This window comes from Bacillus pumilus (assembly GCF_003431975.1).
GTDB lineage: Bacteria > Bacillota > Bacilli > Bacillales > Bacillaceae > Bacillus > Bacillus pumilus_N.
Map to the genome: position 1 here is coordinate 2,979,330 of NZ_CP027116.1, position 15,038 is coordinate 2,994,367.

The 15,038-nt window shown below is 40.6% G+C and carries 19 protein-coding genes and 1 pseudogene; 4 read left to right on the forward strand and 16 right to left on the reverse strand.

From position 1 onward, the window contains the following. Positions 1-10: 10 nt before the first annotated feature. The 9 genes from C5695_RS15530 to C5695_RS15565 form a co-directional block, all read right to left on the reverse strand. Positions 11-1,468 (reverse strand): phage portal protein, encoded by a 1,458-nt coding sequence (locus C5695_RS15530; protein WP_117731476.1) that lies wholly within the window; start codon positions 1,466-1,468, stop codon positions 11-13. After that, the gene (locus C5695_RS15535) at positions 1,465-2,778 is read right to left on the reverse strand and encodes a PBSX family phage terminase large subunit (protein ID WP_117731477.1); all 1,314 of its coding nucleotides are present in this window, start codon (positions 2,776-2,778) and stop codon (positions 1,465-1,467) included. The genes C5695_RS15530 and C5695_RS15535 overlap by 4 nt, the downstream gene beginning before the upstream one ends. After that, the gene (gene terS / locus C5695_RS15540) at positions 2,775-3,419 is read right to left on the reverse strand and encodes a phage terminase small subunit (RefSeq protein WP_117731478.1); all 645 of its coding nucleotides are present in this window, start codon (positions 3,417-3,419) and stop codon (positions 2,775-2,777) included. Before terS ends, C5695_RS15535 begins: the two co-directional genes overlap by 4 nt. A gap of 152 nt (positions 3,420-3,571) precedes the next feature. Then, positions 3,572-4,090, reverse strand: a complete 519-nt coding sequence (locus tag C5695_RS15545) for a sigma-70 family RNA polymerase sigma factor (protein WP_117731479.1) — start codon at positions 4,088-4,090, stop codon at positions 3,572-3,574. Positions 4,091-4,216: 126 nt separating this feature from the next. After that, complete coding sequence (locus tag C5695_RS15550) at positions 4,217-4,423, reverse strand: XtrA/YqaO family protein (protein ID WP_060597171.1); 207 nt, start codon at positions 4,421-4,423, stop codon at positions 4,217-4,219. Positions 4,424-4,546: 123 nt separating this feature from the next. Next, positions 4,547-4,822, reverse strand: coding sequence for a hypothetical protein (locus C5695_RS15555; protein WP_233230746.1), 276 nt, complete (start codon positions 4,820-4,822; stop codon positions 4,547-4,549). 50 nt (positions 4,823-4,872) lie between these two features. Further along, entirely contained in the window at positions 4,873-5,115 is a 243-nt protein-coding gene (locus C5695_RS15560) for a hypothetical protein (protein WP_233230747.1), read from the reverse strand. Further along, positions 5,093-5,245, reverse strand: coding sequence for a hypothetical protein (locus tag C5695_RS20675; protein ID WP_187441364.1), 153 nt, complete (start codon positions 5,243-5,245; stop codon positions 5,093-5,095). The genes C5695_RS15560 and C5695_RS20675 overlap by 23 nt, the downstream gene beginning before the upstream one ends. After that, a complete protein-coding gene (locus tag C5695_RS15565; RefSeq protein ID WP_117731480.1) occupies positions 5,242-5,505 on the reverse strand; it encodes a helix-turn-helix transcriptional regulator in 264 nt (87 codons plus the stop codon). The genes C5695_RS20675 and C5695_RS15565 overlap by 4 nt, the downstream gene beginning before the upstream one ends. 158 nt (positions 5,506-5,663) lie before the next feature. Between C5695_RS15565 and C5695_RS15570 the strand changes: the two genes are divergently transcribed. The 3 genes from C5695_RS15570 (at position 5,664) to bioB (ending at position 7,740) form a co-directional block, all read left to right on the forward strand. Next, complete coding sequence (locus C5695_RS15570) at positions 5,664-6,041, forward strand: helix-turn-helix domain-containing protein (RefSeq protein WP_117731481.1); 378 nt, start codon at positions 5,664-5,666, stop codon at positions 6,039-6,041. Between the two features lie 203 nt (positions 6,042-6,244). Next, the gene (locus C5695_RS15575) at positions 6,245-6,595 is read left to right on the forward strand and encodes a hypothetical protein (RefSeq protein ID WP_117731482.1); all 351 of its coding nucleotides are present in this window, start codon (positions 6,245-6,247) and stop codon (positions 6,593-6,595) included. Between the two features lie 149 nt (positions 6,596-6,744). Then, positions 6,745-7,740: a biotin synthase BioB gene (bioB, locus tag C5695_RS15580; RefSeq protein WP_117731483.1), complete on the forward strand. Its 996-nt coding sequence runs from the start codon at positions 6,745-6,747 to the stop codon at positions 7,738-7,740. A gap of 156 nt (positions 7,741-7,896) precedes the next feature. On the opposite strand, the gene C5695_RS15585 is transcribed toward bioB, so the two are convergent. The 4 genes from C5695_RS15585 to C5695_RS15600 all read right to left on the reverse strand — a co-directional run bounded on the left by C5695_RS15585 (position 7,897) and on the right by C5695_RS15600 (position 11,102). Further along, the gene (locus C5695_RS15585) at positions 7,897-8,370 is read right to left on the reverse strand and encodes a stress protein (protein WP_117731484.1); all 474 of its coding nucleotides are present in this window, start codon (positions 8,368-8,370) and stop codon (positions 7,897-7,899) included. A gap of 170 nt (positions 8,371-8,540) precedes the next feature. Continuing rightward, positions 8,541-9,374, reverse strand: coding sequence for an undecaprenyl-diphosphate phosphatase (locus C5695_RS15590; protein ID WP_117731485.1), 834 nt, complete (start codon positions 9,372-9,374; stop codon positions 8,541-8,543). A gap of 128 nt (positions 9,375-9,502) precedes the next feature. After that, positions 9,503-10,645 carry an AI-2E family transporter gene (locus tag C5695_RS15595; protein WP_117731486.1) on the reverse strand — a complete coding sequence of 381 codons (1,143 nt, stop codon included), beginning with the start codon at positions 10,643-10,645 and terminating at the stop codon, positions 9,503-9,505. A 64-nt stretch (positions 10,646-10,709) separates the two neighbouring features. Next, complete coding sequence (locus tag C5695_RS15600; RefSeq protein WP_117731487.1) at positions 10,710-11,102, reverse strand: DoxX family protein; 393 nt, start codon at positions 11,100-11,102, stop codon at positions 10,710-10,712. A 201-nt stretch (positions 11,103-11,303) separates the two neighbouring features. Here C5695_RS15600 and C5695_RS15605 point away from each other — a divergent pair, with 201 nt between their 5' ends. Continuing rightward, positions 11,304-12,308, forward strand: coding sequence for a Gfo/Idh/MocA family protein (locus C5695_RS15605; RefSeq protein WP_117731488.1), 1,005 nt, complete (start codon positions 11,304-11,306; stop codon positions 12,306-12,308). Positions 12,309-12,370: 62 nt separating this feature from the next. Here the strand turns inward: C5695_RS15605 and C5695_RS15610 are convergent, their stop codons facing one another. The 3 genes and pseudogenes from C5695_RS15610 to C5695_RS20965 form a co-directional block, all read right to left on the reverse strand. Further along, positions 12,371-12,895: a type 1 glutamine amidotransferase domain-containing protein gene (locus tag C5695_RS15610; protein ID WP_117731489.1), complete on the reverse strand. Its 525-nt coding sequence runs from the start codon at positions 12,893-12,895 to the stop codon at positions 12,371-12,373. Between the two features lie 90 nt (positions 12,896-12,985). Then, complete coding sequence (locus C5695_RS20960) at positions 12,986-13,939, reverse strand: methyl-accepting chemotaxis protein (RefSeq protein ID WP_395940521.1); 954 nt, start codon at positions 13,937-13,939, stop codon at positions 12,986-12,988. After that, positions 13,931-14,974 (reverse strand): annotated as a pseudogene (locus tag C5695_RS20965) (HAMP domain-containing protein); the annotation flags it as partial. The pseudogene C5695_RS20965 and the gene C5695_RS20960, both read right to left, overlap by 9 nt. Positions 14,975-15,038: the final 64 nt, after the last annotated feature.

Below are 15,038 nucleotides of genomic sequence, written 5' to 3' on the forward strand. Positions count from 1 at the left end.
GAGCTTCTGTTTATTTCGTCAGCGGATCCGGCTCTGGTTGAGTCTTTTCTTCAGCTGATTTCATGCGGCTTTCTAAAGGTCGGTGATACAGCTCTTCAGGCCACTCCTCTAGCGTTTTTCCAATAATTCGTCCTGCTAGATCACGCAAATCGTTAGGTGACACTGCCCCTGCCTGAATAAATGGCGTCAGTACCTTCGCAATCTCTAATGGATCTCTAAAATCAGGACCATTTAATAGAAAACGGACATGCCAAATATCAAGATCTGGTAGGAAAAGAGTATTGAGTTTTCCTGTGATAAGATGCCGTTCGGGCTGAAATACCTGCTCTTCTGTTGTTTTACGTGCCGTATCTGCTGTTGCTTTGTTGTAGTCTTGAGATTCACCTGTGTAAATTGGCGGCAGGCGAAACGCAGAGCGGATTTTGTTCCTTGTCTTTTCATCGTATTCTAAAAAGAGCGCATCTTCTTGTAGGATCTCGGCTAGGGATTTAAAGTTCACTTTGACATTTGAAACATCTTCTTCTCCCGTTAATCCTTTTTCTGTCGGCAGACCTTCAACCTCAAGTAATAGAAATTTATGTGCATGATCAGATCCTTCAATATCGTCCATATAATCTTGAAGCTGCTGATAAGAAGATTCTGACAGCATGCCATTTTCGACAATGATGGCACCAGGTACATGACGTCCCTGTTTAAAATAAAGGTAGTTCAGCTCTTCTGCCTTTCGTGCTCCGTACATATTGACGATGTTCCCAATCCAGCGCGGTATCCCATACGTTCCACTGCCAATTTTAAAATGAATCACTTCTGTTGCGCGAAGCGGCTCTGGTGTAGTGTCATCGTATTTGCCTGTTTCACAATGTAAAATGCGTGGATCACCATACTCCTTGAAGAATACTTTCTTTTCGTTGATCACCTGCACATATTTGCGGAATCGCTTCTTTCGATTCATGGTCTTCAATTCGCCATTTTCTGTGTACTGGAATTCGACGTCGACTGGTTCACTAAGCTTGCAAATGCGGATATGGAGTGCATCTAAATACTCGATTCCTGCCGGCTTTCCTTGCCCATCTCGGAGCACCTCTAAAAAACCATTTCCCGTTTTCTCTCGGTCTTCAAGGACATAGCCAAGAATCACATCGGCAGACTCGTCATAGTTCATATATTTCGTAAACTCTTCAAGTCTTGTCCATTCCTTTTCTGCGGCCTTCTTTTTTGAAGGTTTTACACCTTCTCCATTAAAGTCAAAGGCGTATTCCACCCCAAACCCAAAGCCTAAAATATTCGTTTTGTACGCATCAATACATTGCTGAAGAATGGTTGAATATTCTGCCATGCTTTTTAATTCATTGATGTTGTATGGCGGTGGAACAATGTCATCTTTTTCATAAGAAAATTCATCTGCATACATTTGTTTTGTATGATCAGACATATTTGCCTTCATAATCGTTGCTTTCAACTGTTTCATTGTATGGACCTCCTCTCTCTGTTTGGACGGACACGCTCCGAGGCCGTCTGTTTCAAATCTGTCACTTCATAATCATCCAGCGCATACCAGATGGCTGATAATGTGTGCGGGTCGATTTGAAATGCATCTTCCTCTAAACGTCCATCCTTATCTGCCTTATAGGTCAGTGATTGAAGTTCGTAGATTGTATACGGACAAGCATCAGAGCAAATGATTTTCTTAAATCGTTTGATCTTTTTTGTATACTGCAAACGTGAGCCTTGAAACTTATGTGCTGCCACCATTTGAAATCCACGCTGCCGAAAATAGTGAATGGTTTTAGGTTCGGCTGCATCGGCTTTGATGAGTTCCTTTGATTCAATGAACTCTTTTAGGTCAACAGCTGTTTCATCATCTGTTTTTCCGCGGTCGTAATATTCCCAGTAAAGATATAAGTACTTTTTTTCATGATCGACGGCTAATCGGATGAGCGCATTGTATGATTCAACAAAGCCAAAATCCATGCCTGCACGTTTCAACGGCCGGTCAATCTGCTGAATTGCTTCCAATACGTCAGCATGATTTCTTACTTCAAATTGAGGAAAAACCTTTGTGCCATTGATCCCGAAATATCCCTTTCTCGCAATGCGATAGAGGTCTGGGTCGTATTCTTTCAGCTCATCCAGCTGCTTCACATAGCTTTTAGGGAGAAATAAGTTATCTTCCGCTGTGGAGTGATGGTAGTACGTATCCTTGATGACCACGGTACGTTTTTTGTATAAAGTCTCGTCATCAAGGACAAATCGCTTCAGCTGTTCATCTCGAAAGAAATGTCTGTACGTCCAATTGTCTTGACCAACAGGATTGGTCGATAGCATCATATAAAGCGGTAAGGATGGATGCCGCAGCCTTCCAAGCAGCTCTTTAAAGCCTTCATAAGAAACCTCGGAACACTCCTCAATCCAAATAATCGAGATGTTGTTGATTGATTTCAATTTCTCAGGCTTGTCCAGTCCTTTGAATAAAATGCTGCTGCCATTTCGAAACGTCAAGGTAAGCGGCGAACTGCGGCACGTCACCACATGATCGATGCCAAGATCGCTGACGATTTCTTGTAAGAGAGAAAATGTTGATTCACGGTGCGTATCATATACTTCTCGAATGACAAGTGCAGTCCGTTTTTCTTCTAGCAGCTTTAAGATGAGCTTTAACGCAATATGATAGCTTTTAGAGGAGCCATAGCCGCCTACTAAAAATTGAAACTTTTGATTCCAATCAAATAGAAATTCTTCAAAGTGAGGATTGACTTCTTTTTCAACCAATGGCGTCATGAGTTATCCTCTTTTCGTTTGATCATGATGTGAAGATCTTCCTCTTTTTCTTCGCGAACTGCTTTTTTTGTTTTTTCGATGGTCAGTTCAATTTGCTTCAGTCTTAATCTTCGTTCATCCTTCGCATGTGCGAGTTCCTCAAACTGTTTAATGAGACGTCTGAGTTCTCCCATCGCACGGGATTGAGCATTTAAAAACGTGGCATGCCGATCCCATGAAAACTGAAACGAATATTCTTCTGCGCTGATTTCTGGTTCCGGCTGAATGCCCTCTACTGTTTCTTCTAATGGAGAAGGCATGTATGCTGCTTTTTTCAGCTCTTTGATCATGTCCTCTTGATCTGATACATACATGATTCGCTGCGCGCGAATAATGGCAGCATATTGAATTTGAATTTGATCCCAGATTAAATCAAGTGATGAGCGTCCATCCATTTTCTCCATGATTTCAATCGTTTCATCTGAAAGAAATTGATTGAAAATCGAGTGTGCCTGCTTTGACGGCTTTTTTTGTCTTTGCCATCCGTATCGCCTTTTCCACGATTTGACGGTATGGATTGAGACATTGTAATGATCAGCAATTTGCTGGTACGTCATCCCTTTCATATAATCCTGCTTGGCTTGCAATCGTTTATCTTTCATTTACATTCACCTGCCGCCTCCTTTTAATTCGAATGATTCCTTCTGAAGGAATCATTTGTGTAGGGCTAGCAAACATCCGTTTGGTCTTTCTAACTATAGGTGGCAACTGTAAGACAAGCACTGCGCCTTTTATTTTGAATAAGAAAAAACGCCTATTCAGCTGCTTCGAATAGGCGTTCTTGTACTTTTTTGGACATCTTTGTCCGAGCTCTTTCCATATGTTTTTGAACAGTTCCTTTTTTGACATCCAGCATGACCGCAATCTCGCTAAACGATAATCCTTGTGTTGTATGCATAAAGAATACGTCCTTTTCTCGATCGGTTAAAACGGACAAGGCTTCGTCAATTCGTTTTTTGTCTCTCTCACTGATTTCTCTTTCTTTCTCTTGAATAAGGGTATATTCATGTGATAAAGCCTCTAACACTTCTTGATTTGCGAGGATGGTACGCTGATAGACTGAACGTCTGTCTAGTCCTCTGCGTGCACCTGGCTCTCTTCCGATTTGAAGCCATTCTACTACGTATTCTAGATCGCTCACCATACTGGCGATCATTTTTTTATCATGCTTGTCTTGAACGGACAGCTGATGTTCTTCTTTTTCTTTAAATGGTTCATATTGTTTTCTAGCATTCTTTAATGCTCTTTTATATTCAATGAGTAAATCTTGCATATTGGCTCTCTCCCTTTTTTAAGAAAATAAAAAACGGACACCAATCAGTCCCCTTTTCATAGGGTCTTGATCAGTGTCCGCAGGCTTTCCGTCTTGGACGTATTGTATTGTGATAGGTTCAGTAGACTAGCTGATTTTAAAACCAATCTCGTGATCTACTCTTGCAAAATGACCTTTTGCCGTTTGAATAATGGTTTTTCCATGTTCAGGTACATCCATCTTATAAGCTGTTCCGACATTCCCATCTAACACGATGACTTGAATTTTTCCTGTTTCCATCTCACCGACGAATGTCTGGTTTTCTTGAATGAATAATTGTTTTGGCTCGTTCATGTGCTTGTCTCCTTTTTTGGTGAGGAAGTCGTTCCACCACCTAATGTATTTAAAATGATTTCAGCTCTTGGATGCATACTATAAAACTGGGAAACTCTTAAATCGACAATCTGTAGAGGGACTTCATCCGCAATAGCATGAAGGGGCTTCTTGAATATGATGTACACTTGGCTGAAAGATGCTGACGTTTGCTGGGCGTATCAAACCTTTTTCTGCGTATGTACGCTTTTTTTGGCAGTCAGCTATATGAAGGGGCATATTGTCGAATAAGCGAATTTCGAGTGATAGTGCACCTTTTATTTTGTGCGGGCATTGCGCTTTTGAAGCTGCTCGTATTCTTTTTATCAATGTATCTTTTGTTAACAAAAACTCGGCCTCAATGATGAAATGGATGACCATGTTATGATCTCCCGTCATCCTTTTCCCACTGGCGGATGTCTTGTTCGTTTTTACTCGCCCTTAGCAAGCATTTGAGGATTGTCATGATTTGCTTCCATCGTTTCATGTCGCCTTGATTCCTCCTTTGTTGCTTTAGCGAGCTTGGCTGCCAAGAGAGTCATGTATGTCTGCTTCTCTTCTGCTGTGGCAAAAACAAACACCGGTTTCTGATGATGAAAGGTGATCCAGCCGCCAGCTTGGACTAAACAAAGCTGCGCTTCCTTTCTCGCATCAAACGTCATCTGCTGTTTCATCTTCTTCTAATCCCTCCTGACTGGCCTCAAACTCTGTCTGATATCCATAACGTTTCATTTCATATGACCAGTATGTTTTCGGATAACCAAAGTCATTCATCTGAGCTACCATTGGATGTTCGATATTCAATCTCTTCTTCTCCCCTTCTCTTTGAATCGCTCTTCCTTTAAAGAATTACTCATTTTGTGTAACTTTTGACCAAAAAAAAGCTCTTGAACACCTGTATTCAACAGATCTGCAATATGCTTTGCGATTTCTAAGCTAGGCTTTGTTCTGCCCATTTCTATATTTGCATAGCCGCTTGTGTACTTATAGCCCAATTTTTTCGCCATATAGGTTTGTGTTTTTCCTTGCAAGATGCGCTCTTCTCGTAAATGTTCAAGTTTCATCTTTCCACCTCTTACTCAATATGTGTAATTTATATTCATTATGATAATATACACGAAAAGAGTAAGTCAATCATTTTTTATTCTTTTTGTGTAATTATTTATCTTTTCCGTGTAATCCATGATAAAATTTACTCATAACATGAAAAAAGGTGTTTCCAATGGATAATTTGACTGGAAAGATTTTAACTGAATTAAGAGAGAAGCATGGATGGAGCAAGTCAACAGTTGCTAAAAAGCTCGGATTAAAGGCGATGTCCACCTATGCCAATTGGGAATATGGCTTGAGAAAGCCCGACGGTGAGATGATTGTGAAAATCGCCGATTTATATGGGGTTTCAACGGATTATCTTCTCACAGGTAAGGACAAAGGCGTGATCGATGCCGACCTTGCAGACGATCCTGATTTGCAAATCGCATTTAAAGCTGCCTCTGATTTTTCCGAAGAAGCACGAAGACAAACCATCGATTTTATTAACTACATTAGAGAAAAAGAGAAGCAAAAAGGCCGTCAGCCAAAACAGCGTGACGACGATTGATGATCTCTTTTCATAAAGCTTTACATTGCTGGTGCTGGGATAAGCCCAGCTTTTTTTATGCCTCTTTTTCCCCTAAAAAGAGAAATCATATGAATAATATGTGACAAATTTCACCATAAATACTCTTTTTTTCACATATTTTAATTGACATATAATTCTATTATTATTAATATATGTATATACCAAAAAAAGGAGTGTTACCAATGAAAAAATTTATGAAAGCTTGTACATTATCTTTAGCTGCTTTAGGTGCTCTTACGTTCTTCCAAACTGAAGGTGCTCATGCAGCTGCACAGCCAAAAGAACCAGTTATAGCAAAAGCTCCTATTATGAATAAAGTGATTACGGTGAACCGTACGCTTCCTGTCGGTTCTTCAATCGCTGTCTCCCTACCAGCAAGCCAAATTCATGTGTCGGGCGCAACATATGCGATTCAATTAGATCAAACAGCTCCTAACTTCACGTGGATTCGTGCCGTACAACGCGGTTCTGTCACAGTTTCTTACTATAATTCACTAGGCGAGCTTGTGATTAACTATATTACTGTTCGATAAACAATATTGCTTTACATATGAAAAGGCGATGACTTCATGATCATCGCCTTTTTGTATGTCTACATGTATATTCAAAGACTTCTTGCCAACGAACACCCATTATGTTAACTTTTAATAAAAATAAGTTAACATAATGAGAGGGATTTATGATGGGAAAACAAATATCTTTGTCTTGGGAAGCGATAGCGGAGAAAGCGCTGAAAAATGAACAGCTCACGTTGCAAGAAGGTCTAGACATTCTTGCAGCTGACGATAGAGAATTGTTATCTATGATGCATGCCGCCTATCAAGTACGATTTCATTTTTTTCAAAACAAGGTGAAATTAAATATGATTTTTAATGCAAAAAGCGGATACTGCCCTGAAAACTGTGGTTATTGCTCACAGTCGGTCATTTCAAAAGCACCGGTTGAAAGATATACCATGCTGGATCGAAAAACGATTGTGGCTGGCGCACGTGAGGCGCTCAATAGAAAAGCGGGGACTTATTGTATTGTTGCAAGCGGCAGAGCACCTTCTCACAGAGAATTAGATGAGGTAACTGCAGCAGTAAAAGAGATCACTGAGACTATGCCTTTGAAGGTGTGTGCATGTCTTGGGTTACTCAATGAAGACAAAGCGCAGCGGCTGATGGAAGCCGGTGTTCATCGGTACAATCATAATATCAATACACATCAAGATCATCATGCTCATATTACGACAACTCATACATATCATGACCGCTTGTCGACCATCGAGAAGGTCAAACAGGCGGGCATGTCACCTTGCTCAGGGGTTATTATTGGGATGGGAGAAACGAATCAGCAAATTGTTGAAATGGCTTTTGCGCTCAGAGCCATTGATGCAGATTCAATCCCTGTTAACTTCCTCCATGCGATCGAGGGAACACCGCTTGAGCATCAAGAACGAACACATCCAGTGACAGCATTGAAAGTGCTTGCGTTAATGCGATTTGTCAATCCTACAAAGGAAATTCGGGTATCCGGTGGCAGAGAGCTCAATTTACGGACGCTTCAACCGCTTGCCCTTTATGCGGCGAATTCCATTTTCGTAGGGGATTATTTAACAACAAAAGGTCAGCAAGTTCAAACGGATCATCACATCATTGAAGATTTAGGTTTTGAAATAGAAAAATGTGCGCTATAAAAAAAGTCTGCCGATTCACCGGCAGACTCAGCGTGTAGACAAACCCTCGCATTCGGTGTCAGTACTCGGCCTTCCTAGACTTCAAAGGTTTTCTATCACGCTGAAAGGAAGAGAAAGGGCTAAAATAAAGATCATTTTAGCCCTTTGTCAATAAGATTAGAATCTTTTATGGAAATCGACAGTGCCACTTCCATCCTCGCGGTCAAAGCTGCCGACAAATGTCCAGTTAATATAGCCGCCGTCACCATTGTTGACGAACGTACCATCTTCAAATACCCAAATTCCAAACGTAATACCATCATATTCAACACTATCATAGTAAACCACATTGTTCAGTCCGCTAAAGTCATGATCTTGGCTTAAATTTTGGACAACCACGTTGTAGTTTTGACCTGCTTCATAGAAGGCACTGTACGCCGCATTTTTTACAAATCCATCACGATTTTGAGATGATTTTACTGCTTGTTCGATTTTATCGGCAATGGCTACTGGATCAATAGAAACACTTCCATCAACACCTGTTGTCGTAGCAGCTTCAGCCGTTTGACCAAAAGTCGTAAGAGATAGAGGGGCAGCAACCATTGACGTAGCGATCACAGAACTAACAAAAAATTTGCTTGTTTTTCTCATTATTTCTAACTCCTCCTTTAATTGGTATGTTTATGTACTACCCCTTTTTCTGTCTCTTAAACACTAAATTATGAAAAAACTTCTTTTTCTACCATTTAAGAGGATGGTTTTACTGTTTAAAAGAGCTGAAACAACAAAAAACTACTCTTCTACAAGAGTAGCTTATAGCATTACATAAATAGAATAAATAAAATCACACCTAGGATGATTCGGTATATCGCAAAAGGCACTAGTTTGATTTTATTGATCAGCTTGAGGAAGAATCGAACAACAAAGAGAGCCACAACAAATGCACTCACAAAGCCAACGATAAAGAATGGCAGCATATCTGTTGTTAAGTATTCAGCATTTTTTACAAGTGTTAAGAAGCTTGCTCCCGCCATAATCGGCATTGCCATAATAAATGTAAAGTCAGCTGCCGCACGGTGATTCAAACCAAGTATAACCCCGCCTGCGATCGTCGAACCTGAGCGAGAGAAGCCTGGCCACAATGCCAAACATTGAAACAGTCCGATATAAAGCGCCTGTTTGTAAGACATGTTATCAACAGAGCTTGTTTCTGTTTTACGTTTATTGATCCAGTCAGCGATAAGCATTAACACTGCACCTAAAATCAAACCGACAGCGACCGTTCTCACATCAAATAAGTATTTATCAATATAATCTTCGAATAAGAAGCCTAAAATGACGGCTGGGACGAGTCCTACTGCAATTTGGGCAATGGTCAGCTTATGCCCGCTGCGTTTTTGTTCTTCGGTAATATTTTTCTTTAAGCCTAACAAGTTCAAAATACGATCCTTGAACACAATCATGACAGCTAAAATAGAGCCTAACTGAATCACGACTTTAAATGTGTTTGCCGCCTCTGGCGTAATGATTTCCTTCGACTTTAACCATAGGTCATCGACAATGATCATGTGACCTGTAGATGAGACAGGTGCATACTCTGTTAATCCTTCGACAATTCCTAAAACCAGTGCCACGAATAAATCCCATAGATTCATGATTTTCTTTCCTTTCAATTCTGATCTTTTGAACAGGCCAAACTATCTATGTCCACATAAAGACAAGCTTCCTTTATCGAAAGCTCGTCTTTATGATACTATATTTTTTTCAAAAAAAGATTATGACATTAAACCTTTTCTTCTTTATACAAATTGGATCGCATTTTGAACCAATCAAACAAATGGGTCGTGATGACCTTCAGAACGGCATACGTCGGAATCGCGACAATGATGCCGACTACGCTGAACAATTTACCTGCTGTTAATAGAACAAAGATAATCGTAATCGGATGGATATGAAGGTTTTTCCCCATGACCTGAGGAGAAATGAATTTCCCTTCAATAAGCTGAACCACTGTCCAAACAATGATGAGTTTTAAAAGCATCACTGGTGATGTCACAAGCGCAATCACAATCGCTGGTGTAATCGCAATCGTTGGCCCAAGGTAAGGCACCACACTTGTACATGCCGCAATGATCGCTAGCAGCAGCGCATAGTCAAGTCCAATAATCAGATAACCGATTAAAAGAAGAACACCGATACAGAAGCTGACAATGATCTGTCCGAGAATATAAGAGCTCAAGCGATGGTTCATTTCGTGAAGCACGATATGTGTATGCTCTCTAAACTTATTCGGAATAAATTTCAGGAAATAGTCAGGTAGTTTTTTGCCGTCTTTTAATAAATAAAATAGAATAAACGGAACCGTCACGATTGAAATGATGACTTCAGTGAGCGCCCCTAGGAATGTCCCCACTCCAGTAAAGGTACTTTCCAAAATCTTCGTCGCTTGACTGGATGCTTTACTGACCAATTCAGAGACGTTAAAATTCATCGTTTTCTGCGCCTGATTAATGAAGTTGCTTCCCGTTAGTTGGCGGATCTGTTCTTCTACCGTATCAACATATTTCGGAAGGTTATGAAACAGACTCATCGTTTGCGCTTGCAAAAAAGGAATAATAGACACAATGGTCACGGTAATGATGCCAATAATGACAATATATAAAAGCAAAATCGAAAAAATCCGTTTGACTCTAAACCTCTCTAACAAGTTAACAATCGGATTTAATAAATAATATACGACTCCCGTTAAAATAATCGGTAAGGCGATGGTTTTGACGAGTACAATGAGCGGTGTGAAAATAAAGGATGTTTTCATGAAAACAAGGATATTCAATCCGATTAATAGCAGGACGAGTAAAAAGAGAACAAACTTGTTATCAAGAAAAAATTTTCTAAATCGACTGCTCCACATTTGCATAGAATTCATATCGTTCCTCCAAACTCGGCTATTTTATAAATAAATTGTACACTACCTGATCATGATATAGTGGTCATTGTTTCAGCTTTTTTTCCCATTTCGCAATGGACATCACCCATACAATCATAATCGGCTGTCCAATCAGCCTTATCCATAGTAAGGCTTGATCTGTGCTTTCTTGCCCTGGAAATGGAATTCCCTCTCGTGCAGCAAATAGATTTGCAGGGAAAATGAGTACAAGATAGACAGCAATGGTTTTTGCTGCTGTCACTCTGACACTTGGCAGAAGCAGCAGAACCGCCAGCAGCCATTCAAGGCATGCAGTCGCATAGACCATTACATATGGAAATGGCCAGCCTGGCATCATCCGGGCAAAACCGCCTGGCTCTATCACATGAAAAATGCCGGCTGATATGAATAAAAGCGCAAAGACGTATGTACTTCCTATATGCAGGACACGCTTCATGTTCGTTTCCTCCTCTCCCTTCTATTTGAGTATTACCCGAATGAAGGAAGAAACTACCCACTTTTCGTACATTTATATCCTTTATGTAAGACGCATCAGCCTGTATAAAGGTTTCATCCGCTCTTCAATAAAAAGAATATTCTTTCATACAAACGCTTTCAAAGCATGTATAATCAGAGAAAAGCAGAAGGAGGGAATGACATGGTTCGATTTGCTGTCATCGGAACGAACTGGATTACAGATCGATTCTTACAGGCCGGTGAAGGAATGGCTGATTTTACATGTACAGCCGTCTATTCACGGTCCGCTGAAAAAGGCCAGGCCTTTGCCGACAAATACGGCATTGATACGGTTTTTACGAATTTACAACAAATGGCGGAAAGTGATGCGTTTGATGCAGTGTATATTGCGAGTCCAAATGCTCTTCATAAGGAGCAGGCTATGTTGATGATGGAGCATCAAAAGCACGTTTTATGCGAAAAACCATTCGCCTCTCACCGAAAAGAAGTGGAAGAGATGATTGCTGCAGCGAAGAAACATCAAGTTTGTTTGATGGAAGCGATGAAAACGACATTTCTGCCAAACTTTCTTCAAATCAAGCAGCATCTTAATCAGCTCGGGCCCATCCGGCAAGTGGTCGCTCATTACTGTAAATATTCCTCAAGATATGATGCTTATCGAAATGGCGAGCTGCCAAATGCTTTTAAGCCTGAATTATCGAATGGTTCTTTAATGGATATCGGTGTGTACCTTGTCTACCCTGCCATCTATTTATTTGGTCTGCCGAATCAAATCACCGCAAGAGGATATAAGCTTTCTTCTGGTGTGGATGGGAGCGGTACAGTCCTTTTACAGTATGAAGGGCATCAAGCACTTCTTTTTCATTCTAAAATTTCAACGTCTCATTTATCTGCGGAAATTCAAGGAGAGGATGCGACGATGGTGATTGATCAATTCCACCGTCCTTCACGTATCACGATCCATGATCGTCACGGACACAAAACCGACCTCTCTCTCAAAGATGATCAGCCAGCCATGTATTATGAAATTAGTCACTTTATTGAATGTATTCAGCAAGGATTGGGACAGTCTCCAGTCAATACGTTCGCCTTATCTGTTCAAGCCATGTCCGTCATGGACGAAGCAAGAAGGCAAATGGGCGTGCTGTATCCTGCCGATAGACAATATGAATGGGGCATGACATGATGAACAAAGGGCGAACATGATGTGTATTGTTCGCCCTTTGTTTTTTGTTTTAGGTCAATTGTTTAGGTTGCCGCTAACACATCCGCAAATGCTTTTACATATGGAGGAAGATCCGGCGGACGTCTACTAGAGACGAGATGACCATCTGTGACGACTGCCTCATCGAACCATTCCGCACCAGCATTAGTCATATCATCTTTAATACCAGGTGTACTTGTCACTTTTTTGCCTTGCAGGATTCCTGCTGAAATCAGCACCCAGCCAGCATGGCAAATTTGCCCGATTGGTTTCGCCTTTGCATCAAATGCACGGACGATGTCTAATACTTCTGGATAACGGCGTAGTTTATCCGGCGCCCAGCCTCCAGGGACAAGCACAGCATCATATTCATCCGCTTGAATGGAATAGAAATCTGCATCAGATACAGCCGGCACACCATACTTTCCAATGTACTCATGATTTGCTTTTTCTCCTACAAGATGAACAGTTGCCCCTTCTTCTCTTAAACGCAGAACCGGATACCATAGCTCTAAATCTTCAAAATCATCACTGACAAACGCAATGACCTTCTTATCTGATAAACGCATAACATCTCTCCTATTCTTTTGATTTCCTCTATTGTACGAGATGATCTCTTAAAAAGAAAAGCGGTTCCCCTTGAGGAGAACCACTTGGCCTTATTCGCTGATCTTGAATTTTTTAATTAAATCACGTAACTCTTCCGCCATTTGGGAAAGTGTTGTAGAGGAAGAACTAATTTCTTCCATAGAAGCAAGCTGCTCTTCAGCAGATGCGGCGATATCTTGGATGCTTGCTGAGCTCTCTCGTGATACATCTGCAATGTCATTCACTGCTTTAGAAATTTGCTCAGATCCTTTTGAAAGTTCACGTACCGTTGTATTCATTTCATTCATTCTTGTTGCAATTTCCGCTGTTTGCTCATTGATTTGTGAGAAGCTTTCTTTCGTTTGATCAGTAATGGAAAGACCATTCTTCACTTCTTCATTCACGGATTTGAACATATTTTGAGACGTTTCGATTTCAGAGACGATTTCTTTTACAAGCTTTTCAATCTCTTTTGCTGAATCAGATGATTGAACAGCAAGTTTACGTACTTCTTCTGCGACAACAGAGAAGCCTCTGCCTGATTCGCCTGCACGTGCTGCTTCAATGGCGGCATTGAGTGCAAGTAAATTCGTTTGATCTGCAATGCCGTTAATCACGCCTAGGATGTTTGTGATATCTTTTGATTTATGCTCCAGCCCGTTGATCACCCCTTCAGCTTCTTTCACTGAATGATCGATCGTCTTCATTTGGCCGACGGTTTGCTCCACAAGCTGTCCGCCTGTTTCTGCGACTGTTTTTGATTGAATAGATGAGGCTGTGATGACATCAGACGTTTCTGCAACCTCGGTCAGACCTTCATTCATTTGTTTTAAATGAGTCGCACTTTGCTCGACCATTTCACTTTGATTTTCGTTACCGTTTGAGAATGATTCAATAGATGATGTAATATGTTCTGTTGCTTTAGTTGTTTGACCCGCACTTGCCGTCAGTTCTTCAGATGAAGAAGCCACGTTTTCTACAGATGTTTGTACAGCCTGAATAACATCTCTTAGAGACTCACTCATTTCATTAAAGCTTGTGCCAAGCTGTCCAATTTCATCTTTTGACCTGACATTAATTTTTTCTGTTAAATCTCCCTCACTGATCTTCTTTGAAGAAGAGACAAGCATAGAAAGTGGTTTTGTAATGGAGCGGATGATCAAGAAGATCAAAATTCCACCAATGATAAGCGCGCCTGCTAAAATGATAGCGGCCATGTTAAAGACTGGCTGTGCAGCTTCTTCTACCTCTGTCACAAACATCGTACCGACAATTTTCCAGCCAGTCGCTTTATTTGTGGTGAACTCCATTTGCTTTTCTTTTCCTTCAAACATGTAACTCATAGAACCTTCATCCTGTGAATACAGCTTTTCTAACCATTCACCAGATAATTTTGTTCCTGCTTTTTTCGTTGGATGGGCAACAAATGTACGGTCTGGACTTCCGATAAAGGCATAGCCTTGTTTCCCAATGTTAATGCTATTTGACTCTTTTACTAGATTTGCAATGTTTAAGTTCATGGCAATAACTCCTGATCCGTCCTCTAATTTTTTAGAGATTGTGACCACAAGCGTACCGGTTGATGCTGTTGGATACGGTGCTGAAACAGACAGCTCACCGTTTTTCGCCCAGCCGTCTTTATACCAATCCCGCTCTGTTGCGACATAGTCAGCAGGCATTTTTTTATTAGGATATCTTGAAAACACTTTGCCGTCATTTGAAGCGACAAAAATGCCTTCTGTGTCATCATTCATACTCATGAATTGCTCAAAGCGTCCTTGAATATCTGTCGTTCCTTTTTGCTTGAGCTTTTTCTCTGTGATCCATTTGCTAAAGAAATCGGCTGCGTCAGTTTTCACTTTGACAACCTTCGTAATATTTTTATCTAGCTGCTCCACGTTTTCTTTAGCGCTTTGCATGATTTGATCATTCAAAGAGGTGCTTGCCGTATGATATGAAGAGAATGCCAATACAATAATTGGGCATAAGAGAATAAATAAGAAAGAGAATACAAGCTTTTTTGAAATAGATGGCTTTCTGAAATACTGTATGAATTTCATAAAAAAGAAAACTCCTTTTAGTAAGATAGTATATATATCGGAAGTACTACTGGGTTGTTTACTT